The following is a 21586-nucleotide window of genomic DNA, read 5'->3' as shown; positions in this document are numbered from 1 at the left end:
GTGCGCGGTCAGTGCCGCACGCCGGCGTCGGCCGTCAGCGCATGGGTGCAGTCCGCGCGGTATTCGGCGGCGAGGCGCTGCTTCGCGTCGTCGAGATCGTCGGGGTAGTAGGGGCTCGCGTGAGCCGGGTTGTAGCCGACCTGTTCGAGCTCGGTCAGTTCGCGCACGAGGTCCGCATGCGTGACGTCGTGGCCCGTATGAACGAACGGGTACGCACGACATTCCTGCGGGGTGAGGCGGGGGCCCGCGAACGCGGCGGTGCTAGCGCATGCGAGCAGCATGCAGGCGACGGTGGTCGACAGTTTCATCCGGTGGCTCCTGGTTGCGCGGCTCGATGCCGCATGACGTCAGCGTAGGCGGCCCGCACGACGAGGCGGGCGACGCACGGATGAAACATGTTTCACGCGTGCTTGTCGCGGCGCGGGATGAAGCATTTTTCATGTAACGCCGGACGGCGAGCGCGTCGCCTACGATAGTCGCGGGCGCGTCGTGTGCGCCCGTCGCGACGTTCATTGAGAGGACAACCATGCGAGTACTGACGGTCGAGGACGATGCGGTGACCGCGAACGAGATCGTCGGCGAGCTGACCGCGCGCGGGTTCGAGGTCGACTGGATCGACAACGGCCGCGAAGGGATGATGCGCGCGATGAGCGCATCGTACGACGCGATCACGCTCGACCGGATGCTGCCGGGCGCGGACGGCCTCGCGATCCTGACCGCGATGCGCACGGTCGGCATCGATACGCCGGTGCTGATGCTGAGTGCGCTCGGCGATGTCGACGAGCGCATCCGCGGGCTGCGCGCGGGCGGCGACGATTACCTGACGAAGCCGTTCGATTCCGGCGAGCTGAGCGCGCGCATCGAGGTGCTGCTGCGCCGCCGGCAGGCATCGGGCGTGCCGCAGCAGACGCTGCTGAAGGTCGGCGCACTCGAGCTCGACCTCATTTCGCGCTGCGCACGGCGCGGCGGCGACGAGATTCCGCTGCTGCCGACCGAATTTCGCGTGCTCGAGTTCATGATGCGCAACGCGGGCCAGACGATCACGCGCACGATGCTGTTCGAGACCGTGTGGGGTTATCACTTCGATCCCGGCACCAATCTGATCGACGTCCACATGGGCCGGCTGCGCAAGAAGATCGATCCGCCGGGCGCGGAACCGATGATCCAGACGGTGCGCGGCTCGGGCTACATGCTCGCGTGACGGAGGCGGCGATGGACACGGCTCGCGCGGCGAATTTCACGCGCCGCTGGCATACGACGACGTTTCGCTGGCTGTGCGCGTATGCGGCGATCTTCTCGGTGTCGCTGCTGCTGCTCGCGGGCGTCATCAACGCGGCGGCGACACACACGATGACGCACGACACCGACGAGGTGCTCGCGTGGCAGCTGATCTATTTCGATTCGATCCCCGATGCGGCGCTGCCGCTCGCGATCCACCGGCGGCTCGAGCACGAGCGCATGCATACGAGTTTCTACGGGCTGTTCGACGCGGCCGGGCATCGCGTGGCCGGCGACATCGCGACGCTGCCCGCGCTGCGCACGGATCGCGACGGCCGCACGCTGAACCGCACGCTCGCGCCGCTCGACGGCCAGCCCGCGCCGATCACGCGCGCGATGGCCGTGCGCCGCGACAACGGGATGACGCTGGTCGTCGCGCGCGACCTGTCGCATTTCATCCAGATTCGCGATGTCGCGATCCGCGGGCTCGTGATCGGCGGCGTGATGATCCTGATCGCGGGCATCGCGGGCGGCAGCATGCTCGGCATGCGGCAGATGCGCCGCGTCGCCGCGATCCGGCGCGTCACGCGGCAGATCGCCGAAGGCGATCTCGGCAAGCGGCTGCCGGTCGGCCGCTACGACGAACTCGACCTGCTCGCGCATCTCGTGAACCACATGCTCGACGAAGTCGAGCGGCTGATGGGCGAGGTGCGCCATACCTGCGACGGCATCGCGCACGACCTGCGCACGCCGCTCGCACGCGTGCATACGATGCTGGCGCGGCTGGCCGACCAGCCGTTCTGCGCGGACGATCCTGCGTCGGCGGCACTGCTGGCGTCCGCGCGCGACGAAACCGACCGGCTGCTCGAACGCTTTCGCGCGATGCTGCGCATCTCGGAGATCGGCACGCTGAGCCGGCGCGGCGGCTTTGCCGCGGTCGACGTCGCGGCGTTGCTGCGCGACGTGTGCGACCTCTACGAGCCGCTGGCCGAAGCCGTCGACGTGTCGTTCGAACTCGATGCCGCACGCGTCGACGGCATTCACGGCGACCGCGCATTGCTGTTCGAGGCGTTCAGCAATCTCGCGGACAATGCCATCAAGTTCACGCCGCCGGGCGGGCGCGTGCACGTCGTGCTCCACACGACGCCGAACGGCCCGCTCGTCCGGTTCGAGGACACCGGTCCGGGCATCCCGCCAGGCGAGCGCGACGCGGTGCTCGAACGCTTCTATCGCGGCGAGCGCACGCGCCACGTGAACGGGTCGGGGCTCGGCTTGAGCGTGGTGTCGGCCGTGATGCGCGTGCACGATTTCGCACTGCGAATCGGCGATGCGCAGCCGGCCGGCACGGCGATCACGGTCGAATGCTGGCCGCGCTCGCTCGCGTGACGGCGCCGGGGAGCGATCGATGCGCATCCTGCTGATTGCTCCGTCGACGCCGGAGGCCGCGCGGCTCGACAAGGCGTTTCGCGAGAGCATGCACGGCGTCGAGCGGGTCGACGGATGGCGCGACGGCTGCTTCGCGGCGACGCAGGACCGCTTCGACGCCATCGTGATCGTTGCACCCGATGCGGCGGCCGATCCGGCGATCCTCACGGGATTGCCGCACCTTGCCGTGTCGGCCGGCGGCGCGACGATCGCCGCGATCGTCACCGGCGCCACGCCCGTGCAGCGCGCGCGGATGCTGCAGGCCGGGTGCGACGTGTGTCTTGCCCATCCGTGTTCGTTCGTCGAGCTGCACGAACGGTTGCGCGCGCTGTGGCGCCGGACCGGCGCGATCGGGACGCGCGAGCCGGTCCGGCTCGACGCGGCGACGCGAGCGCTCGAGGAGCACGGCAGGCGGCTCGCGCTCAGTGCGCGGGAATTCCGTCTCGTCGAATGCCTGCTGCGCGAATCGGGCCGGCCGGTCGGGCGCGACGCCGTGCTGCGTTATGCATGGGGCGACGCCGATATCGAACCCGAAACGGTCAATGCGCTGGTCGTGCGGTTACGGCGCAAGCTGGCCGCCCACGCATTCACCGCGCGGATCGAGACCGTCGCGCGATTCGGGTTCAGGTTCGACGCGGGCGGATGACGGCGCGGTAGCGCGTTGCGTGCGACGAGCGCAGGCGTGCCGCGCGTCGCGCGACACGTCCGTGTGCGTGCAGTCAGTGTGAATACAGTTCGCGGTTGAGTTGCGCGAGCTGCCCGTCGCGTTCGGCGTGGACGAGTTCGCGATAGACCTGCGCGCGCGTGAGCGGCGCGGCTGGCGAGGCCGCCCATGCCGGTCGCGACGGCAGCGGTGCGGGTGCGGCCGACGCGAACGTGTGTGGTGCGGTCGCCGCGGCGGGCGGCATCGCGCTGGCCCGGCCGGGCAACGTGACGCAGAGGGCGCAGAGGAGGGAGGTGAACATCAGGGTCTTCATGGCGTGGTCCTTTTCAAGTGACAGTAGCCGGTGACGTGATGGCGATGCCGGCAGGCACCACGTTATCGGGCGCGCCCGTGCGGGCGCCGGGCGCGCCGATGAAGAAACGTTCATGAATGCGTGCCGTGCCAGCCGCCGCCGAGCGCGCGCACGAGCCCGACGGATGCCTGCAGGCGTCGCGCGTCGGCATCGAGCGACGCGATCTGCGTATCGAGTTCGGTCGTCTGCGCCGTGACCACGTCGAGATAGCTGACCGCGCCGTCGCGATAGCGCGACATCGCGAGTGCGAGCGACTGCCGCGCCGCGACGAGCGCCGCGTCGTCCTGGTCGGATTCGTCGCCGAGGCGGTGCAGCAGCGCGAGATCGTCCTCGACTTCCCGGAATGCCTGCAGCACGACGGCGCGATAGCGCGCGCCCTGCTCGGCGAATTGCGCACGTGATTTGCGTACGCCCGCGGCGCGCAGGCCGCCGTCGAACAGCGTCGCCGCGAGACGCGGCCCGATCGACCAGATCTCGTTCGGCGCGGCGAGCCACGGCGAGAACGTATCGCTCTGGAAGCCGGCAGCGAGGCCGAGCGACAGGTCGGGGAAATAGGCGGCGCGGGCGACGCCGATCCGCGCGTTCGCCGCCGCGACGCGACGTTCGGCGGCGGCGATGTCCGGCCGGCGTTCGAGCAGCGTCGACGCGAGGCCGGTCGGAATCGCCGGCACGCCGGGCAGCGCCGCGACGGGCGGCAGCGTGAACGTCGACGCGGATGTGCCGACGAGCACGGCGATCGCGTGTTCGTCGAGTGCGCGGCGGGCGGCGATGTCGGAGGCGCGTGCCCGGGCGAGCGCGAGTTGTGTCCGTGCGCGCGACACGTCGAGCCCCGACGCGAGGCCGCCGCGATGACGGCTGACCGTGAGTTGCCACGCGCGGCGATACGTGTCGATCGTTTGCGTGAGCGTGGCCGCTTCGCGGTCGAGGCCCGCGAGGTCGAAGTAGGTGGCGGCCACGCTGGCCTGCAGGCTGAGCCGGACCGACGCGAGATCGTCGTCGGCCGCCTGCGCGTCGTCGCGGCCGGCCGCGACCGTGTTGCGGACCTTGCCCCACAGATCGACGTCGTAGCCGATGCCGGCTTCGAGCGTGTTCGACTCGTAGACGTCGGGCTGGCCGCTGCCGCGCAGCGGCCGGCGCGCCGACTGCCGGTCGCGGTCGGGTTCGGCTTCGATACCCACGCTCGGCAGCAACGCCGCATGCGCTTCGTCGAACAGCGCGGTCGCCTCGTCGTGCCGCGCGACGGCGGCCGCGAGGTCGGGATTCGCGCGTGCGACGAGCGGTTCGAGCCGGTCGAGCGTCGCGTCGCCGTACACGCGCCACCAGCCGTCGCGCGGCAGGCGGTCGGCCGGCGCGGCATCGACCCACGGGCCCGTTTCGCGAAACGCGGCCGGCACCGGAACGGCCGGCACGCGGTAGGCCGGTGCGAGCGAACAGCCGGCGAGCAGCGCGATGCTGCCCAGCCATGCGGCAAGCAGTCGGTCAGCCATGTGCGTGCTCCGTCGTCGCGGTGCCGGCGATACGTACAGGGTCGCCGTCAGCGAGCGAATCGGGCGGATTGTCGATCACGCGATCGCCGGCCGCGAGTCCCGAGGCGATCTCGACGCGCGTGCCGAGATCGGTCGCGATCGACACGTTGCGCAACCTCGCATGCCCGTTCGCGTCGAGCACCGCGATCTGCAACCCGTCGTGGCGGAAGATCAGCGTACTGGCCGGAATCGTCAGCGCATGCGCGGCGCCGGGCATCGCAAGCCGCACCTGCGCGTATTCGCCGGGAAAGAGCGTGCCCGCCGGATTGGCGATCGAAAACTGCGCGAGCAGCGTGCCGGACGCCGGGTCGATCGACTGCGCGGAATCCGCGAGCGTGGCGTCGAACGTCTGGCCCGGGCGCTCGGGTACGGTCAGCACGGCCTGCATGCCCGCGCGGATCGCGGCCGCGTCGTCCTGCGGCACGTGGACGTACAGCCGCAGTCGCCGCGCATCCGACACGGTGAAGAGCTCGGCGCCGTTGCCGCTGCCCGCGTCGATCAGCGCGCCGACGTCGGTCTTGCGGGCCGTCACGACGCCGTCGAACGGCGCGGTGAGCCGCTTGAACGATTCGAGCGCTTCGAGCCGCCGTACGTCGGCGGTGCGCGCGGCGACGGCCGCGCGTTTCGCATCGAGGTCGCTGCGTTTCTCGTCGGCCTCCTGCTGCGACACCGAATCCTGCGCAAGCATCTCGGCCCAGCGGGCGGCCGTGATCGCGGCGAGCCGCTCGTTCGCGCTCGCGCTTTGCAGGTCCGCGCGGGCCTGCTGCAACTGCTGGTCGAGATCGGGCGTGTCGATCGACGCAAGCAGCTGGCCCGCCTTCACGTGCGCGCCGATGTCCGCGTACCACGCATGCAGGTAGCCCGGCACGCGTGCGTAGATCGGGGCGTCGACATAGGCGTCGAGCCGGCCCGGCAGCACGAGTGCGTCGGCCGCGGCCGGCTGCGGCGCGACCGTGGCGACGGTCGGGATCGCTTGCTGCGCGGTCCACGCGGCGACCGCATGGGCATCGTGCACGCGGGCGAGGACGCCGGCGGCCGCGACCGCGAGCGCGGCGACGGCGCCTGCGATCGCGAGCGGCTTCAGGTAGCGCGGCGTGCCGGGGGGACGGACTTCGAATTCAGTGGACATGCTGTTCTCCCGGAGTGACGGAAAGGGATTCGGGGCGCGGCGCGCGATCGCGCCGGTGGACGAGGCTGAACACGACCGGCACGAACACCAGCGTCGCGACGGTCGCGCACAGCAGGCCGCCGATGACCGCGCGGCCGAGCGGGGCGTTCTGTTCGCCGCCGTCGCCGAGACCGAGCGCCATCGGCGCCATGCCGATGATCATCGCGAGCGCGGTCATCATCACGGGCCGAAAGCGCGTGAAGCCGGCCTCGAGCGCGGCGACGGCCGCGTCGGCGGTGTGCGCGAGCCGTTCGCGCGCGAAGGTGACGACGAGGATGCTGTTCGCGGTCGCGACCCCCATGCACAGGATCGCGCCCGTCAGCGCCGGCACCGACAGCGGCGTGCGCGTGACGAACAGCATCCAGACGATGCCGGCGAGCGCCGCGGGCAGCCCGCTCACGATCACGAACGCGTCGCGCCACGAATGGAAGTTCACGACGATCAGCAGGTAGATCAGCAGCACCGCGCCGGCGAGGCCGGCGAGCAGTCCGCCGAATGCGCCGTTCATCGTCTGCACCTGGCCGCGCACGGTCACGCGCGAGCCCTTCGGCAGGCCGGCGGCATTCGCGCGCAGCACGCGTTCGATGTCGGCGCTGACCGCGCCGAGATCGCGATCCTGCGTCGTCGCGAAGATGTCGTACAGCGGCGCGATGTCGTAGTGCGAGACGACCGCGTCGGTCTGACCGCGCACGATCGTCGCGAGGCCGCCGAGCAGTTGCGGGGCGCCCGTGCGGCCCGTGACGGGCAACGCGCGCAGGTCCGACAGCGACGTCATCCGGTACTGCGGCGTCTGCGCGACGATCGGATAGGACACGCCGTTGTGCGGATCGAGCCAGTAGGTCGGCGACACCTGGCTCGTGCCGGACAGGCTGGCGACCACCGCATTGGTGACGTCCTGCTCGGTGACGCCGAGCTGCGCGGCGCGCGCGCGGTCGACCGACACCGTGAACTGCGGATAGGTCGACGCCTGCTGCACGCGCGCATCGGCGACGCCCGGCACCGTGCGGATGCGGCGCAGCAGCTCGGTCGCGTACGCGCGGTTGGCTGCCCGGTCGGGGCCGGTCACCTGCACGTCGATCGGCGCGGGGGCGCCGAAGTTGAGGATCTGGCTCACGATGTCGGCGGGCAGGAACGAGAACGTCACGCCCGGAAACGCGCGCGGCAGCGCGGTGCGCAGTTGCTTCACGTAGCCGGCCGTCGGCGCGTGGTCGCCGGTGAGCGACACGAGGATGTCGCCGTCCTGCGGGCCGATCGTGCCGCTGTTGCTGTACGTGAGGTTGATCCCGCTGTTCGGCAGGCCCATGTTGTCGACGATGCTCGCGAGCGCGCGCGGCGGCACGACGCCGCGCACCGTGCGTTCGACGCGGTCGAACAGCGCGGCGGTTTCCTCGATGCGCGTGCCGATCGGTGCGCGCACGTGGATCGCGATCTCGCCCGAGTCGACCGACGGGAAGAAATTGCGGCCGAGCCCCGGCACCAGCACGAACGACACGGCGACCGCGGCGAGGAACAGTGCGACGAAGCGGCCGCGGTGGGCGAGGGCCAGCCCGAGCACGACGCGGTAGCCGGCGCGCAGCGCGGCGAAGCGGCGTTCGAAGCCCTGCTGGAACGCGACGAGCGGATTGCGTGCGCGCGGCGGCGCGAACGGCGCGCCGTGCGGCGCGAGCACGGCGGCCGGATGGGCGGCATGCGGCTTCAGCAGGTAACGGGCCATCATCGGCACGAACGTGCGGGACAGCACGAACGACGCGATCATCGCGAAGATCACGGCCTCGGCCATCGGCACGAACAGGAAGCGCGCGACGCCGTCGAGCAGCAGCATCGGCACGAACACGATGCAGATGCACAGCAGCGACACGAAGGCCGGCGCGACGATCTGCGACGCGCCGTCGAGGATCGCGCTGCGCACGTCCTTGCCCTGTTCCAGGTGCCAGTTGACGTTCTCGATCGTGACGGTCGCGTCGTCGACCAGAATACCGACGGCGAGCGCGAGCCCGCCGAGCGTCATCACGTTGAGCGTCTCGCCCGCGGCCGCCAGCGCGGCGATCGCCGCCAGCACCGCGAGCGGGATGGATGCGGCGATGATCAGCGTCGAGCGCCAGCTGCCGAGAAACAGCAGGATCATCGCGGAAGTGAGCGCCGCGGCGATCAGGCCTTCGCGCGCGACGCCGCTCACGGCGCCCTTGACGAACACCGACTGGTCGCCCATCACGACGAGCCGCAGCGACGGCGGCAGCGTCGCCTCGATGCGCGGCAACTGCGCCTTGACGCCCGCGATGATGTCGAGCGTCGACGCCGAGCCGCTTTTCAGCACGCTCATCAGCACCGCGCGGCGGCCGTCGACGCGCACGATGTTGCCCTGCGGCGGAAAGCCGTCGCGGACATGCGCGACGTCGCGCATGAAGATCACCGCGCCGTTAACCGTCCGGATCGGAAGCGCGTTGAGCTGGTCGATGGTCAGCGGACTGTCGTTGAGGCGGATGTTGTATTCGAAGCCGCCGATCTTCTGCGTGCCGGCCGGGATGATCTGGTTCTGCTGCGCGAGCGCGGTCGCGACATCCTGCGCGGACAGCCCCTTGGCCTGCAGCGCCTGCGGGTCGAGGTCGATCTGCACCTGGCGCACCTTGCCGCCGTACGGCGACGGAATCGCGACACCCGCGACGGACAGCAACTGCGGCCGGATCACGTTGGTCGCGTAGTCGCCGAGCTGCTGTTCGTTCAGCGTGTCGCTCGTCAGCGCGAGCTGCAGCACCGGTACCGTCGACGCGTTGTAGTTGAGGATCTGCGGCGGCGTGGTGCCGGGCGGCATCTGCTTGAGCACGGTTTGCGAGATCGACGTGACCTGCGCGGTCGCGGTGCGGATGTCGACGCTCGGCTGGAAGAAGATCTTGACGATCCCGAAGCTGCGGAACGATTGCGACTCGATGTGCGCGACGTCGTTGACCGTCGTGCCGAGCGTGCGCTCGTAATACGTGACGATGCGCCCGGACATGTCGGCCGGCTGCAGGCCCGCGTAGTTCCATACGACGCTGATCACCGGGATCCGGATGTCGGGAAAGATGTCGGTCGGCGTGCGCAGCGCGGCGAGCGGCCCCGCGATCAGGATCAGCAGCGCGAGGACGATGAACGTGTAGGGGCGCGCGAGCGCGAGTCGGACGAGTTTCAGCATCGGCGAGGTCTCCGCCGGCGCGGGGCGCCGGCCTGTCAGCAAAGTGCCGAAGCGTGGCGGGCGCCCGATCCGGCTCGCGCAGTGTGCGAGGCGGCGCTTAACGCCGGGCGCGAGGCAGGATGAAAGATGTTTTAGGAAAGGGCACGGCGGGGGCGGACGGGCGCCGATTGTTACAAGACGTTAGCGCGGGCTTTCCGTTGCGATGTGACGCATCAGTTCTTACAAACTTGAAATATGCGGAGGCGGGGCTTGCCGTTATAGTCCAGTCACACATGACACAACCAGAAGAGGAATCCATGAAGACCTTGCGTGTTGCCTCGCTCTTGACCGGTATGACGGCCTTGCTCGTGTCGGGCGCAGCAATGGCGGGAGTCAATGTCGGGATCAACGTCGGCGTGCCGGCGCCGGTCTACGTCGCGCCCGCGCCCGTGTATGCGCCGCCGCCCCCGCCGCCGGTCGTCTACCAGCCTGCGCCGGTGTATGCGCCGGCGCCCGTGTACGCGCCGGGACCGGCGATCGTGATCGGCTGGCACGGCGACCGCTACTGGGACGGCCGCCGTTACTGGGGCCGCGACGACTGGTATCGCCACCATGGCGGGCGTCCCGGCTGGGACCGCGGTCACGGTCACTGGGACAACGGTCGCCACAACGGCTGGCGCTGATACGGCGCGGTGCGCGCGCGTGACGCGTGCGCGCCGTCTGCCCGTCAACAAGACCGGAAACCGCCCGCGTGGCGGTTTTCTTTTGGCCCGGCCGATTGAATGGGTAGAATCGTCCCACGTTACTACCCTCATTCGACCGACAGGGCCTCTATGACGAAGGGTTCGCCCCGGGCCGCCGCCGTGCGGGCCGGTTCCGGCGCGCTGCGTGCCGTACGGGCTGCCGGCCGCGCGGCCGCGGCGTTTGCGCTATGCGCCGCGCTGGCCACGCCGGCCGCGCACGCGGCCTATGCGATCGCGCAGTACGGCGAGCCGAAGTATCCGCCGGGTTTCAAGCATTTCGACTACGTCAACCCCGATGCGCCGAAGGGCGGCACGCTCGTGCTTGCGAACCCGAACCGGCTGACGTCGTTCGACAAGTTCAATCCGTTCACGATGCGCGGCAATCCGGCGCCGGGCATCGACATGCTGTTCGAGAGCCTCGCGACCGGCAGCTCGGACGAACCGGCATCCGCCTACGGGCTGCTGGCCGACGACATCGACGTCGCGCCCGATCGTCGTTCGGTCACGTTCCACCTGAATCCGCGCGCGCGTTTCTCGAACGGCGATCGCGTCACGGCCGACGACGTCAAGTTTTCGTTCGATACGCTGAAGAGCAAGCAGGCCGCGCCGCAGTTCGGCGCGTATTTCGCGGAAATCGCGAAGGCCGTGGTGGTCGATCCGGCCACCGTGCGCTTCGAGTTCCGCAGCGCGAACCGCGAGCTGCCGCTGATCGCCGGCGGCGTGCCGGTGTTCTCGCGCAAGTGGGGCGTGCGCGCGGACGGCTCGCGCATCCCGTTCGACCAGCTCGCGTTCGAGCAGCCGATCGGCAGCGGCCCGTATCTGATCGAGCGCTACGACAACGGCCGCACGATCACCTATCGGCGCAACCCCGCGTACTGGGGCGCCGACCTGCCGGTGCGGATCGGCACCAACAACTTCGAGCGGATCGTCTACAAGCTGTACGGCGACGGCGTCGCGCGGCTCGAGGCGTTCAAGGCCGGCGAATACGACGTGCTCGTCGAGTACATCGCGCGCAACTGGACGCGGCGCGACGTCGGCAAGCGTTTCGACAGCGGCGAGCTCGTCAAGCGCGAATTCCGCCAGCACAACGGCGCCGGCATGCAGGGTTTCTTCATGAACCTGCGCCGTCCGCTGTTTCGCGACGCGCGCGTGCGCCAGGCGCTCGACCTCGCGTTCGACTTCGAATGGCTGAACCGCCAGCTGTTCTACAGCGCGTACACGCGCCTCGACAGCTATTTCGCCGACACCGACCTGCAGGCGACCGGCATGCCGGGCGAGGGCGAGCTGAAGCTGCTCGAGCCGCTGCGCGCGCAGCTCGATCCGGCCGTGTTCGGCCCGATGGTCACGCAGCCGGACACGAATCCGCCGGGTTCGCTGCGCGCGAACCTGCTGAAGGCGCGCGCATTGCTCGCGCAGGCCGGCTGGACCTATCGCGACGGCGCGCTGCGCAACGCGAAGGGCGAGCCGTTCGCGTTCGAGATCCTCGACGATGCGGGGGGCGCGATGGAAGGCGTCGTGACCGCGTACCAGCGCAACCTCGCGAAGCTCGGCATCGCCGTACGTTTTCGCACGGCCGATTTCGCGCTGCTGCAGAAGCGTCTCGACGCGTTCGACTACGACATGACGACGATCCGCCTGCCGGGCGTGCAGGTGCCGGGCGCCGAGCAATATTCGCGTTACGCGAGCAAGTTCGCCGACGAGCCGGGCTCCGACAACCTCATCGGGCTGAAGTCGCCGGCCGTCGACGCATTGCTGCACGCGCTCGGCACCGCGCAGACGCGCGAGGATCTGCTCGACGCGACGCACGCGCTCGACCGCGTGCTGATGCACGGCTACTACGCGGTACCGCAGTGGTACAGCACGACGCACCGGATCGCCTACAAGCGCTCGCTCGCCTATCCGCAGACGCTGCCGCTGTACTATTCGGCCGAAGGCTGGGTCGTGTCGACATGGTGGGCGAAGCCCGATCACTGACCCGCACCCGCCTTTCGTCCAATCGCCCAACCGATCACGAGTCGACGCCCTATGTGGAGCTACATCCTCAAACGCCTGCTGCTGATGATCCCGACGCTCGTCGGCGTGCTGACGCTGACGTTCGCGGTGATCCAGTTCGTGCCGGGCGGCCCCGTCGAGCAGGCCGTGCAGGAATTGCGCAAGGGCGCGACGGAGCAGGGCGCGGTGCCGTTCGGCCTGCGCGCGCACACCGGCGTCGACGCGCAGCAGCTCGCGCAGCTCAAGGCGCTGTACGGGTTCGACAAGCCGCCGCTCGAACGCTACTGGCTGATGCTCAAGCGCTTTGCGCGCTTCGATCTCGGCGACAGTTACTTTCGCCACCAGAGCGTGTGGTCGCTGGTCGTGCAGAAGCTGCCCGTGTCGATCAGCATCGGGCTGTGGACCTTCTTCCTCACGTACCTGATCTCGGTGCCGCTAGGCATCGCGAAGGCCGTGCGCAACGGTTCGCCGTTCGACGTCGCGACCAGCCTCGTCGTGCTTGTCGGTTATGCGATCCCGGGTTTCGTGCTCGGCGTGCTGCTGCTCGTGCTGTTCGGCGGCGGCTCGTTCTGGCAGCTCTTTCCGCTGCGCGGCCTCACGTCGGACAATTTCGCGCAGCTGTCGCTCGTCGGCAAGGTGCTCGACTACCTGTGGCACATCGCGCTGCCGATCACGGCGTCGGTCGTCGGCAGCTTCGCGGTCGTCACGATGCTCACGAAGAACGCGTTCCTCGACCAGATCCGCCGGCAATACGTGCTGACCGCGCGCGCGAAGGGGCTCTCCGAGCGCAGCGTGCTGTGGAAGCACGTGTTCCGCAACGCGATGCTGCCGCTGATCGTCGGCTTCCCGGCTGCGTTCATCGGCGCGTTCTTCACCGGCAGCCTGCTGATCGAGACGCTGTTCTCGCTCGACGGCCTCGGGCTGTTGTCGTACGAGTCGGTCGTGCGGCGCGACTATCCGGTCGTGCTCGGCACGCTGTACCTGTTCACGCTGATCGGGCTCGCGACCAAGCTGCTTTCCGATCTCTGCTACGTGTGGGTCGATCCGCGCATTCAATTCGACAATCTGGAACGCTGACATGAAACGATCCATTCGCATGCCCGGCGTGATCGGGCGAGGGGCGCGATGAACCGGGCCGTCGCGTCATCCCGCATCGACGCCGCGCGCGCGCGCGTGTCGCCGTCGCCCGCGCGCCGCGTGTGGCAGCGCTTCAGGCAGCAGCGTCTCGGCTACTGGAGCTTCGTGATCTTCGTCGTCGCGTTCGCCGCGAGCCTCGCGGCGCCGCTGTGGTCGAACGACAAGCCGCTCGTCGTGCGCTACGACGGCCAGACCTATTTCCCGATGTTCCATGCGTATCCGGAAACGACCTTCGGCGGCGATTTCCCGACGCCGGCCGACTACCTCGATCCGTACGTGCGCAAGCGGCTCGAGGCGCCCGGCAACTTCGTCGTCTATCCGCCGAACCGCTATTACTACGACACGCTGAACTACTTCTCGAACGTGCCGAACCCGGCGCCGCCGTCGCGCGAGAACTGGCTCGGCACCGACGCGCAGGGGCGCGACCTGCTCGCGCGGCTCGTCTACGGGTTTCGCATCTCGGTCGAGTTCGGGCTGATCCTGACCGTGATCGGCACGCTGCTCGGGATCGCCGCGGGCGCCGTGCAGGGCTTCTTCGGCGGGCGCATCGACATCGTCGGGCAGCGGCTGATCGAGATCTGGAGCTCGCTGCCCGAGCTGTACCTGCTGATCATCTTCGCGTCGATCTTCGAGCCGAGCTTCCTGCTGCTGATCGTGCTGCTGTCGCTGTTCGGCTGGATCGGGCTCGCCGACTACGTGCGCGCGGAGTTCCTGCGCAACCGCACGCAGGACTACGTGCGCGCGGCCCGCGCGATGGGGCTCACGAACTGGCAGATCATCTGGCGCCACGTGCTGCCGAACAGCCTCACGCCGGTGATCACGTTCCTGCCGTTCCGGATGAGCGGCTCGATCCTCGCGCTCACGAGCCTCGATTTCCTCGGGCTTGGCGTGCCGCCGCCGACGCCGAGCCTCGGCGAATTGCTCGCGCAGGGCAAGGGCAACCTCGACGCGTGGTGGATCTCGCTGTCGACGTTCGGCGTGCTGGTCGCGACGCTGCTGCTGCTGACCTTCATGGGCGATGCGCTGCGCAATGCGCTCGACACGCGGATCGCCGATTCGGTGCGCGCGGCGGGAGGGCAGCGATGAGCAAGCCGACCGTATCGACGCAGCACGAGCCGCTGCTGTCGCTCGAGCATCTGCGCGTGCGCTTCGGCGACACGGTCGCGGTGGACGACGTGACGCTGGCGATCGGCCGCGGCGAGCGCGTCGCGCTCGTCGGCGAGTCGGGTTCCGGCAAGAGCGTGACCGCGCTGTCGATCCTGCGGTTGCTGCGCGACGCGGAGGTCAGCGGCGCGATCCGCTTCGCGGGGCAGGACCTTTCGACCAGGAGCGAGCGCGAGATGCGCGGGCTGCGCGGCTCGGACATCGCGATGATCTTCCAGGAGCCGATGACGGCGCTCAACCCGCTGTATACGATCGGCGTGCAGATCGGCGAGACGATCGTGCTGCACGACGGCGTCTCGGCCGTCGAGGCGCGCAAGCGCGCGATCGCGCTGCTCGCGCGCACGGGCATCGCGGAGCCGGACCGGCGCGTCGACAGCTATCCGCACCAGTTGTCGGGCGGCCAGCGGCAGCGCGCGATGATCGCGATGGCGCTCGCGTGCCGGCCGCGGCTGCTGCTCGCCGACGAGCCGACCACCGCGCTCGACGTGACGATCCGCGCGCAGATCGTCGACCTGTTGCTGGAGCTGCAGCGCGAGGAAGCGGAAAAGCGCGGGATGGCGATCCTGCTGATCACGCACGACCTGAATCTGGTGCGGCATTTCGCCGAGCGCGTCGCGGTGATGGAGCATGGCCGGCTCGTCGAGAGCGGGCCGGTCGAGCGGATCTTCGCGCAACCCGAGCATCCGTATACGCAGCGGCTGCTGAACAGCCGGCCGCAGCGCACGGTCATGCCGGTGATGCCGATCGCGCCCGTCGTGCTCGACGCGCGGCACGTGAGCGTGCAGTTCGCGCGCAAGCGGCCGGGCTTCGCGGGCTGGTTCGGCACGGTGCCGGTGACGGCCGTCGCCGACGTGTCGGTGTCGGTGCGGCAGGGCGAGACGCTCGGCATCGTCGGGGAATCCGGGTCGGGGAAGTCGACGCTCGCGATGGCGCTGCTCGGGCTGCAGAAGACGGCCGGCGGCGAGATCGAATTCCAGGGGCGCGCGCTGTCGAGCTATCGCGGCCGCGAGCAGACCGCGCTGCGCTCGAACATGCAGGTGGTCTTTCAGGATCCGTTCAGTTCGCTTTCGCCGCGTCACACGATCGAGCGGATCGTCGGCGAGGGGCTCGAACTGCATCGCCCGGACATGACGCCCGACGCGCGCCGCGCGAAGTCGCTCGCGGTGCTGCGCGAGGTGGGCCTCGACCGCACGGTGCTGCAGCGTTATCCGCACGAATTCTCGGGCGGCCAGCGCCAGCGGATCGCGATCGCGCGGGCGCTGGTGCTGGAGCCGCGGATCCTGATCCTCGACGAGCCGACGTCGGCGCTCGACGTGTCGATCCAGCAGCAGGTGCTGAAGCTGCTCGCGAATTTGCAACAGAAATACAACCTCGGCTATGTGTTCATCAGCCACGACCTGGAGGTGATCGGCGCGATGGCGCACCGCGTCGCGGTGATGCAGGGCGGCGCCGTCGTCGAGTCGGGGGACGTGTCCGACATCTTCGCGAGACCGTCACATCCTTACACACAAAAGCTGTTGAAAGCGGTCTGGAAAGCGTGATAGGCGTCCAATGGTCTGATCATCTCGATTGTATTTATTAATTTGTTTTGACAAACGATTACGCGCTGGCTAGTATCGACCGAAATTTTCCGCCAATCAGCTGATTTTTAAGCACATTCCATCGACCAATGCAGCATCGATCCCTGACCCAGGCATGCGCGCGCACCATCGCCGGGCTATTCATCGGCGCCCTGTTCGCAGCAGCTCCCGGCGCGTTCGCCGACGAAGTCAGCAGTTTTAACCAGAATGTCACCAATTCGACTCAGATCGGGTCGGGTTCTTCCCTCCAGCAGGCCAGCACGCAGCCGTCGAGCGGCGGCGCGAAGTCGTTCCTCGCCGGCATGGCCGGCAAGGCGGGCGACGTGGTCGTCGGCGCGCTGAACATGATCGGCGTGCGTTATCGCTGGGGCGGCAACTCGCCGGATTCGGGCCTCGACTGCAGCGGCTTCGTCCGCTACGTGTTCCAGGACACGCTCGGCATGTCGCTGCCGCGTCGCGCGGAAGAGATGAGCCGCGTCGGCGAGAAGGTGAGCATGAGCAACCTGAAGCCGGGCGATCTGGTGTTCTTCAACACGATGCGCCGTACGTTCTCGCACGTCGGCATCTACATCGGCGACAACAAGTTCGTGCACTCGCCGTCGACGGGCAGCACCGTTCGCGTCGACGATCTCGACAGCGGCTACTGGGAAAAGCGGTTCACCGGCGCGCGCCGCATCGAATCGGAATTCCCGGCGATGAAGCCGGAAGACCTGCGGCGCGTGCGCGCGACGATCGGCGACGATTCGGCGAACGGCAACAACTGACGTTCGCCGGTCGGTCGGACCGGAAAAACCCTGTCACCGAAAGGCGGCAGGGTTTTTTGTTTTTGGGGCCGGCGTTGGTGGCGAGGCGGGTCGCGGGGCGGCGGCCCGGGCCGCCCGTCGCGGCGACAGCCGGGCTTACGCGGCCGCCACGCCGCGCGCGGCCGCGAGCTTGCGTTGCAGTTCCGGCATGATCCGCGCGACCGCTTCCTCGCCCGCGAGGATCGCCGCGTTGCGCTGGTTGAAGTCGCTGCCGCCCATCGCCGCGAGGTTCGGGCGGATCACGACGTCCGCGTACTTGTCGAGCTCGTAGGTCTTGATCGTCTGGCCCATGATCGTGAAGGTCTGCAGCAGCATCTCGATCGGGTTGTTGGTTGCCGCGCCGTCCGGCCGCGCCGAGATGTCGACCGCGATCACGAAGCTCGCGCCCATCTTGCGCGCGTACGACGCGGGCACCGGGCTCACGAGGCCGCCGTCGACATATTCGCGATTGCCGATCTTCACCGGTTCGAACACCGACGGCACGCTGCACGACGCGCGCACCGCGAGGCCCGTGTTGCCCTGCTGGAACAGGATCGGCTGGCCGCTCTGCAGATCCGTCGCGACGACGCCGAGCGGCTTCGCCATCTTCTCGATCGGCCGGTTGTTGAGCGTCTTGTTCAGGAAGTTCTGCAGCGCGACGCCTTGCAGCAGGCCGCGCGAGCGGAACGGCAGCGCCCAGTCGCTGATGGCCGCCTGGTCCATGTCGAGCGCGATCTTGTTGATCTGCAGCGCGCTCATGCCGGACGCATACAGCGCGCCGACCACCGATCCCGCGCTCGTGCCGGCGACGATCTCGACCGGGATGCCGCGCGCCTCGAGCGCCTTCAGCACACCGATGTGCGAGAAGCCGCGCGCGGCACCGCCGCCGAGCGCGATGCCGATCTTCACGGGCTTCTCCTGCGACTGGGCCGGGTTGGGGCGGGACTTGTCGCCGAATGACGTGCAGGCGGCGAGGCTGGCGGACGCGCAGGCGATCGTGAAGTGGCGGCGCGACAGGCGAGGGGACGACATCGAATGGTTCTCCGGCGGCTTGGCGGCGGGTTACACGGCCCGCGGCGGCGATAGGTTCCGAGCGGCCGCGCGGCAGGTTCCGGGCGGCCGGCGCCGCGCCGGCTGGCGGCCGCGGCGCGCACATCATAAAGCAAGCGGCGCGCTTGGCGCGATGTCCGGCGCGAGTATAATTCCGGCTTCTTTCCCGTTCCGGGCGTCGCCGGCTCCGTTGCTGTCCGGGCTGCCGCCGCCGTCCCGCGTCGAATCATTCATGCGCCCCAGGCGTTCGAGTTACCGTTTATGACCCGTCCTGTCCGTACCCGCTTCGCGCCGAGTCCCACCGGCTTCATTCACCTCGGCAACATCCGCTCCGCACTGTATCCGTGGGCATTCGCCCGCAAGATGAAGGGCACGTTCGTGCTGCGCATCGAGGATACCGACGTCGAGCGTTCGTCGCAGGAAGCGGTCGATGCGATCCTCGAGGGGATGCAATGGCTCGGCCTGGATTTCGACGAAGGCCCGATCTACCAGATGCAGCGGATGGACCGCTATCGCGAAGTGCTCGCACAGATGCTCGAGAAGGGCCTCGCCTACCCGTGCTACATGTCGGCCGAGGAACTCGACGCGCTGCGCGAACGCCAGCGCGAAGCCGGCCTGAAGCCGCGTTATGACGGCACGTGGCGTCCGGAGCCCGGCAAGGTGCTGCCGGAGCCGCCGGCCGGCGTGAAGCCCGTGCTGCGCTTCCGCAATCCGCTGACGGGCACGGTCGTGTGGGACGACGCGGTGAAGGGGCGTGTCGAGATCTCGAACGAGGAACTCGACGACCTCGTGATCGCGCGCCCGGACGGCACGCCGATCTACAACTTCTGCGTGGTGGTGGACGACATGGACATGGGCATCACGCACGTGATCCGTGGCGACGACCACGTGAACAACACGCCGCGCCAGATCAACATCCTGAATGCGCTCGGCGGCGAGCCGCCCGTCTACGCGCACCTGCCGACCGTGCTGAACGAGCAGGGCGAGAAGATGAGCAAGCGGCACGGCGCGATGAGCGTGATGGCGTACCGCGACGCGGGCTTCCTGCCGGAGGCGGTCGTCAACTATCTCGCACGCCTCGGCTGGTCGCACGGCGACGCCGAGATCTTCTCGCGCGAGCAGTTCGTCGAATGGTTCGATCTCGAGCATCTCGGCAAGTCGCCCGCGCAGTACGACCACAGCAAGCTGAACTGGCTGAACGCGCATTACATCAAGGAAGCCGACAACGCGCGCCTTGCCGAACTCGCGAAGCCGTTCCTCGACGCGCTCGGCATCGACGACGCGGCGATCGCGACGGGTCCGGCGCTCGACGCGGTGGTCGGCCTGATGAAGGATCGCGCGACGACGGTCAAGGAGATCGCCGAAGGCGCGACGATGTTCTACCGGGTGCCGGCACCGGAAGCCGACGCACTTGCTCAGCACGTGACCGATGCGGTGCGCCCGGCGCTGGCCGATCTCGCCGCCGCGCTGAAGGCGGCCGACTGGACGAAGGAAGCGGTGTCGGCCGCGCTGAAGGCGACGCTTGCCACGCACAAGCTGAAGATGCCGCAGCTCGCGATGCCGGTGCGTCTGCTGGTGGCGGGCACGACGCATACGCCGTCGATCGATGCGGTACTCGTGCTGTTCGGTCGCGACGTCGTGGTGTCGCGCATCGAGGCCGCGCTCGCCTGAGGTCGTGCGTCGACGAAGCTGTCCGCGTGCGGGTGCGCGGCAGCTTCGCAAAATATTTCGCGCGAATCGCAAAAAGGGTATTTACAAGTTCAAAGTAGGTCCATATAATCTCATTTCTGTTCTGCAAGGGGGTATAGCTCAGCTGGGAGAGCGCTTGCATGGCATGCAAGAGGTCAGCGGTTCGATCCCGCTTACCTCCACCAACAGAACAAGCTGAGTTGATTTGCGAAGCAGTGGTGGTAATAAATGCTTCACAAAATGATTCAAAGCAGTTAGAATTTCGGCCTTCGCTGTTGACCAGAAGTGAATAGCGAAAGTCAGACAAATCTGAAAAGATCATGTCCCCTTCGTCTAGAGGCCTAGGACATCACCCTTTCACGGTGAGTACAGGGGTTCGAATCCCCTAGGGGACGCCAGATTCAGCGGCGTTTCGTCGTAGAAGTGTCGCGAGGCTTGCAGGAACGTAACCGACGTCCTGCGGGTTGGGTAAGAAAGCTGGAGCGGTAGTTCAGTCGGTTAGAATACCGGCCTGTCACGCCGGGGGTCGCGGGTTCGAGTCCCGTCCGCTCCGCCAGAACGAAGCCCGTTCAAGACGTTTTTGAGCGGGCTTTTGTATTAAGGATGTAAGCAGTACGTTGTCCCCTTCGTCTAGAGGCCTAGGACATCACCCTTTCACGGTGAGTACAGGGGTTCGAATCCCCTAGGGGACGCCAGATTCAGCGGCGTTTCATCGAAGTGTCGCAACGCGTGCAGGAACGTGACGAGATCCTGCAGGCGGTGGTGCAGAAAGCTGGAGCGGTAGTTCAGTTGGTTAGAATACCGGCCTGTCACGCCGGGGGTCGCGGGTTCGAGCCCCGTCCGCTCCGCCAGAACGAAGCCCGTTCAAAGAACGTTTTTGAACGGGCTTTCTCGTTAAGGATGTAAGCAGTACGTTGTCCCCTTCGTCTAGAGGCCTAGGACATCACCCTTTCACGGTGAGTACAGGGGTTCGAATCCCCTAGGGGACGCCAGATTTCGGCGTCGTTCGAACAAACGATGCGCCGGCAGGAAGTAACCGACGCCTGCCAGGCAAGCAGCAAGACTGGAGCGGTAGTTCAGTCGGTTAGAATACCGGCCTGTCACGCCGGGGGTCGCGGGTTCGAGTCCCGTCCGCTCCGCCAAAAAATGAAGAAGCCCGCCTCGTGCGGGCTTTTTCATTTGCATCGTCGTCGCGCCCGCTGGCGGGCGCGTGACCGCGGAGCGGAGGAAGCCGCCTGCGCGGCTTCCGGCGGGACTCGAAGGGATGCGCGTGCACGCGCATCCGCGGCCTGCAGGATGTAGGCGAGTCCCGTCCGCTCCGCCAAAAAATGAAGAAGCCCGCCTCGTGCGGGCTTTTTCATTTGCATCGTCGTCGCGCATATCGCCGGTCGCGCACCCGCCCACCGCTACGAGAAATTCGCGATTGCATCCGCGCGCGACTGCGCTATCGTGGCGGGATGCGTTCTTGACCCCTGCGTGATGCTCGACCCGACCGACCTGCGACTCCTGTATCAGCTCCGGCCCGCGGAACCCGGCGATTTCCCGTTCGCCGAAGCGCTGACGCACGGCAACATGGGCGGCTATTACAAGCGCCATGGACTCGTGTGGCGCAGCGACCTGTTCTACGCGAGCTGGCGTGAATCCGAGAACTTCATCCTCGAGGCCGACGGCGAGCGCATCGGCGTGCTGCGCGTGACCGAGGAAGGCGATTCGCTGCACATCCGCGACGTGCAGATCGCGGCCGGCCATCGCGGGCAGGGGGCCGGCACCTACATGCTCGACATGTCGCATCGCTGGGCGCGTGCGCGCGGGCTGCACGAACTGCAGCTGCGCGTGTTCGTCGACAATCCCGCCGCGCGCCTTTACCTGCGCATGGGCTACCGGGTCGCCGGGCCGCGGCTCTCGCAGCTGGGCTCGATCCGCCACATGGTGCGGCCGGTCTGAAGGT

17 protein-coding genes and 7 tRNA genes are annotated in these 21586 nt (G+C 68.2%); 18 read left to right on the top strand and 6 right to left on the bottom strand.

The features are described from left to right. Positions 1-8 precede the first annotated feature (8 nt). Positions 9-308 carry a DUF4148 domain-containing protein gene (locus WJ12_RS10445; RefSeq protein ID WP_034188893.1) on the bottom strand — a complete coding sequence of 100 codons (300 nt, stop codon included), beginning with the start codon at positions 306-308 and terminating at the stop codon, positions 9-11. Positions 309-526: 218 nt separating this feature from the next. On the opposite strand from WJ12_RS10445, the gene WJ12_RS10440 reads away from it, so the two are divergent. Genes WJ12_RS10440 through WJ12_RS10430 form a run of 3 tightly spaced genes read left to right on the top strand, consistent with a single transcriptional unit; the run spans position 527 to position 3289 of the window. Further along, positions 527-1201 carry a response regulator transcription factor gene (locus WJ12_RS10440; RefSeq protein WP_034188892.1) on the top strand — a complete coding sequence of 225 codons (675 nt, stop codon included), beginning with the start codon at positions 527-529 and terminating at the stop codon, positions 1199-1201. An 11-nt stretch (positions 1202-1212) separates the two neighbouring features. Next, positions 1213-2604, top strand: coding sequence for a sensor histidine kinase (locus WJ12_RS10435; protein ID WP_034188991.1), 1392 nt, complete (start codon positions 1213-1215; stop codon positions 2602-2604). Between the two features lie 19 nt (positions 2605-2623). Next, positions 2624-3289, top strand: a complete 666-nt coding sequence (locus WJ12_RS10430) for a response regulator transcription factor (protein WP_059561975.1) — start codon at positions 2624-2626, stop codon at positions 3287-3289. 73 nt (positions 3290-3362) lie between these two features. Here WJ12_RS10430 and WJ12_RS10425 read toward each other — a convergent pair whose 3' ends face one another. From WJ12_RS10425 to WJ12_RS10410, 4 genes are all read right to left on the bottom strand, one after another. Further along, on the bottom strand, positions 3363-3620 hold the full coding sequence (locus tag WJ12_RS10425; RefSeq protein WP_034188890.1) for a DUF4148 domain-containing protein: 258 nt from the start codon (positions 3618-3620) through the stop codon (positions 3363-3365). A 110-nt stretch (positions 3621-3730) separates the two neighbouring features. After that, positions 3731-5146: an efflux transporter outer membrane subunit gene (locus WJ12_RS10420; protein ID WP_069245669.1), complete on the bottom strand. Its 1416-nt coding sequence runs from the start codon at positions 5144-5146 to the stop codon at positions 3731-3733. Beyond that, positions 5139-6314: an efflux RND transporter periplasmic adaptor subunit gene (locus WJ12_RS10415; protein ID WP_069245668.1), complete on the bottom strand. Its 1176-nt coding sequence runs from the start codon at positions 6312-6314 to the stop codon at positions 5139-5141. The genes WJ12_RS10420 and WJ12_RS10415 overlap by 8 nt, the downstream gene beginning before the upstream one ends. Continuing rightward, positions 6304-9522 (bottom strand): efflux RND transporter permease subunit, encoded by a 3219-nt coding sequence (locus tag WJ12_RS10410; protein WP_034188990.1) that lies wholly within the window; start codon positions 9520-9522, stop codon positions 6304-6306. The genes WJ12_RS10415 and WJ12_RS10410 overlap by 11 nt, the downstream gene beginning before the upstream one ends. Positions 9523-9818: 296 nt before the next feature. Here WJ12_RS10410 and WJ12_RS10405 point away from each other — a divergent pair, with 296 nt between their 5' ends. The 6 genes from WJ12_RS10405 (at position 9819) to WJ12_RS10380 (ending at position 16881) form a co-directional block, all read left to right on the top strand. Continuing rightward, positions 9819-10184, top strand: coding sequence for a hypothetical protein (locus WJ12_RS10405; RefSeq protein WP_034188887.1), 366 nt, complete (start codon positions 9819-9821; stop codon positions 10182-10184). A 150-nt stretch (positions 10185-10334) separates the two neighbouring features. After that, positions 10335-12218, top strand: coding sequence for an extracellular solute-binding protein (locus WJ12_RS10400; protein ID WP_034188886.1), 1884 nt, complete (start codon positions 10335-10337; stop codon positions 12216-12218). Between the two features lie 51 nt (positions 12219-12269). Continuing rightward, complete coding sequence (locus WJ12_RS10395; protein ID WP_069245667.1) at positions 12270-13313, top strand: microcin C ABC transporter permease YejB; 1044 nt, start codon at positions 12270-12272, stop codon at positions 13311-13313. Between the two features lie 48 nt (positions 13314-13361). Continuing rightward, positions 13362-14459: an ABC transporter permease gene (locus tag WJ12_RS10390; protein WP_034188884.1), complete on the top strand. Its 1098-nt coding sequence runs from the start codon at positions 13362-13364 to the stop codon at positions 14457-14459. Continuing rightward, positions 14456-16078 (top strand): ABC transporter ATP-binding protein, encoded by a 1623-nt coding sequence (locus WJ12_RS10385; RefSeq protein ID WP_059561962.1) that lies wholly within the window; start codon positions 14456-14458, stop codon positions 16076-16078. The genes WJ12_RS10390 and WJ12_RS10385 overlap by 4 nt, the downstream gene beginning before the upstream one ends. A 128-nt stretch (positions 16079-16206) precedes the next feature. Next, positions 16207-16881, top strand: a complete 675-nt coding sequence (locus WJ12_RS10380) for a C40 family peptidase (RefSeq protein WP_034188882.1) — start codon at positions 16207-16209, stop codon at positions 16879-16881. A 135-nt stretch (positions 16882-17016) separates the two neighbouring features. On the opposite strand, the gene WJ12_RS10375 is transcribed toward WJ12_RS10380, so the two are convergent. Further along, a complete protein-coding gene (locus WJ12_RS10375; RefSeq protein WP_034188881.1) occupies positions 17017-17931 on the bottom strand; it encodes a patatin-like phospholipase family protein in 915 nt (304 codons plus the stop codon). A gap of 279 nt (positions 17932-18210) precedes the next feature. Here WJ12_RS10375 and gltX point away from each other — a divergent pair, with 279 nt between their 5' ends. The 9 genes from gltX (at position 18211) to WJ12_RS10330 (ending at position 21582) form a co-directional block, all read left to right on the top strand. Next, positions 18211-19620: a glutamate--tRNA ligase gene (gltX, locus tag WJ12_RS10370; RefSeq protein WP_059561959.1), complete on the top strand. Its 1410-nt coding sequence runs from the start codon at positions 18211-18213 to the stop codon at positions 19618-19620. Between the two features lie 127 nt (positions 19621-19747). Next, positions 19748-19823: transfer RNA gene (locus tag WJ12_RS10365), tRNA-Ala, on the top strand. A 137-nt stretch (positions 19824-19960) separates the two neighbouring features. Next, positions 19961-20036, top strand: a tRNA-Glu gene (locus tag WJ12_RS10360). A gap of 81 nt (positions 20037-20117) precedes the next feature. After that, a tRNA-Asp gene (locus WJ12_RS10355) sits at positions 20118-20194 on the top strand. Positions 20195-20257: 63 nt separating this feature from the next. Beyond that, positions 20258-20333 (top strand) — tRNA-Glu (locus WJ12_RS10350). Between the two features lie 79 nt (positions 20334-20412). Beyond that, positions 20413-20489: transfer RNA gene (locus WJ12_RS10345), tRNA-Asp, on the top strand. 65 nt (positions 20490-20554) lie between these two features. Then, positions 20555-20630, top strand: a tRNA-Glu gene (locus tag WJ12_RS10340). A gap of 73 nt (positions 20631-20703) precedes the next feature. After that, positions 20704-20780, top strand: a tRNA-Asp gene (locus tag WJ12_RS10335). A 337-nt stretch (positions 20781-21117) separates the two neighbouring features. Then, entirely contained in the window at positions 21118-21582 is a 465-nt protein-coding gene (locus tag WJ12_RS10330) for a GNAT family N-acetyltransferase (RefSeq protein ID WP_034188879.1), read from the top strand. Positions 21583-21586: the final 4 nt, after the last annotated feature.

It is taken from the genome of Burkholderia seminalis (assembly GCF_001718535.1).
GTDB classification, from domain to species: domain Bacteria; phylum Pseudomonadota; class Gammaproteobacteria; order Burkholderiales; family Burkholderiaceae; genus Burkholderia; species Burkholderia seminalis.
The sequence above is the reverse complement of the archived record's forward strand: the minus strand, read 5'-3'. Positions and strand labels throughout refer to the sequence as shown.

What these genes read in the sequence shown, in the direction of transcription:
- WJ12_RS10400 (WP_034188886.1), top strand. Translation starts at nt 10,335, where the DNA reads ATGACGAAGGGTTCGCCCCGGGCCGCCGCCGTGCGGGCCGGTTCCGGC.
- WJ12_RS10405 (WP_034188887.1), top strand. Translation starts at nt 9,819, where the DNA reads ATGAAGACCTTGCGTGTTGCCTCGCTCTTGACCGGTATGACGGCCTTG.
- WJ12_RS10375 (WP_034188881.1), bottom strand. Translation starts at nt 17,931, where the DNA reads ATGTCGTCCCCTCGCCTGTCGCGCCGCCACTTCACGATCGCCTGCGCG.
- WJ12_RS10420 (WP_069245669.1), bottom strand. Translation starts at nt 5,146, where the DNA reads ATGGCTGACCGACTGCTTGCCGCATGGCTGGGCAGCATCGCGCTGCTC.
- WJ12_RS10385 (WP_059561962.1), top strand. Translation starts at nt 14,456, where the DNA reads ATGAGCAAGCCGACCGTATCGACGCAGCACGAGCCGCTGCTGTCGCTC.
- WJ12_RS10390 (WP_034188884.1), top strand. Translation starts at nt 13,362, where the DNA reads ATGAACCGGGCCGTCGCGTCATCCCGCATCGACGCCGCGCGCGCGCGC.
- WJ12_RS10415 (WP_069245668.1), bottom strand. Translation starts at nt 6,314, where the DNA reads ATGTCCACTGAATTCGAAGTCCGTCCCCCCGGCACGCCGCGCTACCTG.
- gltX (WP_059561959.1), top strand. Translation starts at nt 18,211, where the DNA reads ATGACCCGTCCTGTCCGTACCCGCTTCGCGCCGAGTCCCACCGGCTTC.
- WJ12_RS10410 (WP_034188990.1), bottom strand. Translation starts at nt 9,522, where the DNA reads ATGCTGAAACTCGTCCGACTCGCGCTCGCGCGCCCCTACACGTTCATC.
- WJ12_RS10440 (WP_034188892.1), top strand. Translation starts at nt 527, where the DNA reads ATGCGAGTACTGACGGTCGAGGACGATGCGGTGACCGCGAACGAGATC.
- WJ12_RS10395 (WP_069245667.1), top strand. Translation starts at nt 12,270, where the DNA reads ATGTGGAGCTACATCCTCAAACGCCTGCTGCTGATGATCCCGACGCTC.
- WJ12_RS10430 (WP_059561975.1), top strand. Translation starts at nt 2,624, where the DNA reads ATGCGCATCCTGCTGATTGCTCCGTCGACGCCGGAGGCCGCGCGGCTC.
- WJ12_RS10380 (WP_034188882.1), top strand. Translation starts at nt 16,207, where the DNA reads ATGCAGCATCGATCCCTGACCCAGGCATGCGCGCGCACCATCGCCGGG.
- WJ12_RS10425 (WP_034188890.1), bottom strand. Translation starts at nt 3,620, where the DNA reads ATGAAGACCCTGATGTTCACCTCCCTCCTCTGCGCCCTCTGCGTCACG.
- WJ12_RS10445 (WP_034188893.1), bottom strand. Translation starts at nt 308, where the DNA reads ATGAAACTGTCGACCACCGTCGCCTGCATGCTGCTCGCATGCGCTAGC.
- WJ12_RS10330 (WP_034188879.1), top strand. Translation starts at nt 21,118, where the DNA reads ATGCTCGACCCGACCGACCTGCGACTCCTGTATCAGCTCCGGCCCGCG.
- WJ12_RS10435 (WP_034188991.1), top strand. Translation starts at nt 1,213, where the DNA reads ATGGACACGGCTCGCGCGGCGAATTTCACGCGCCGCTGGCATACGACG.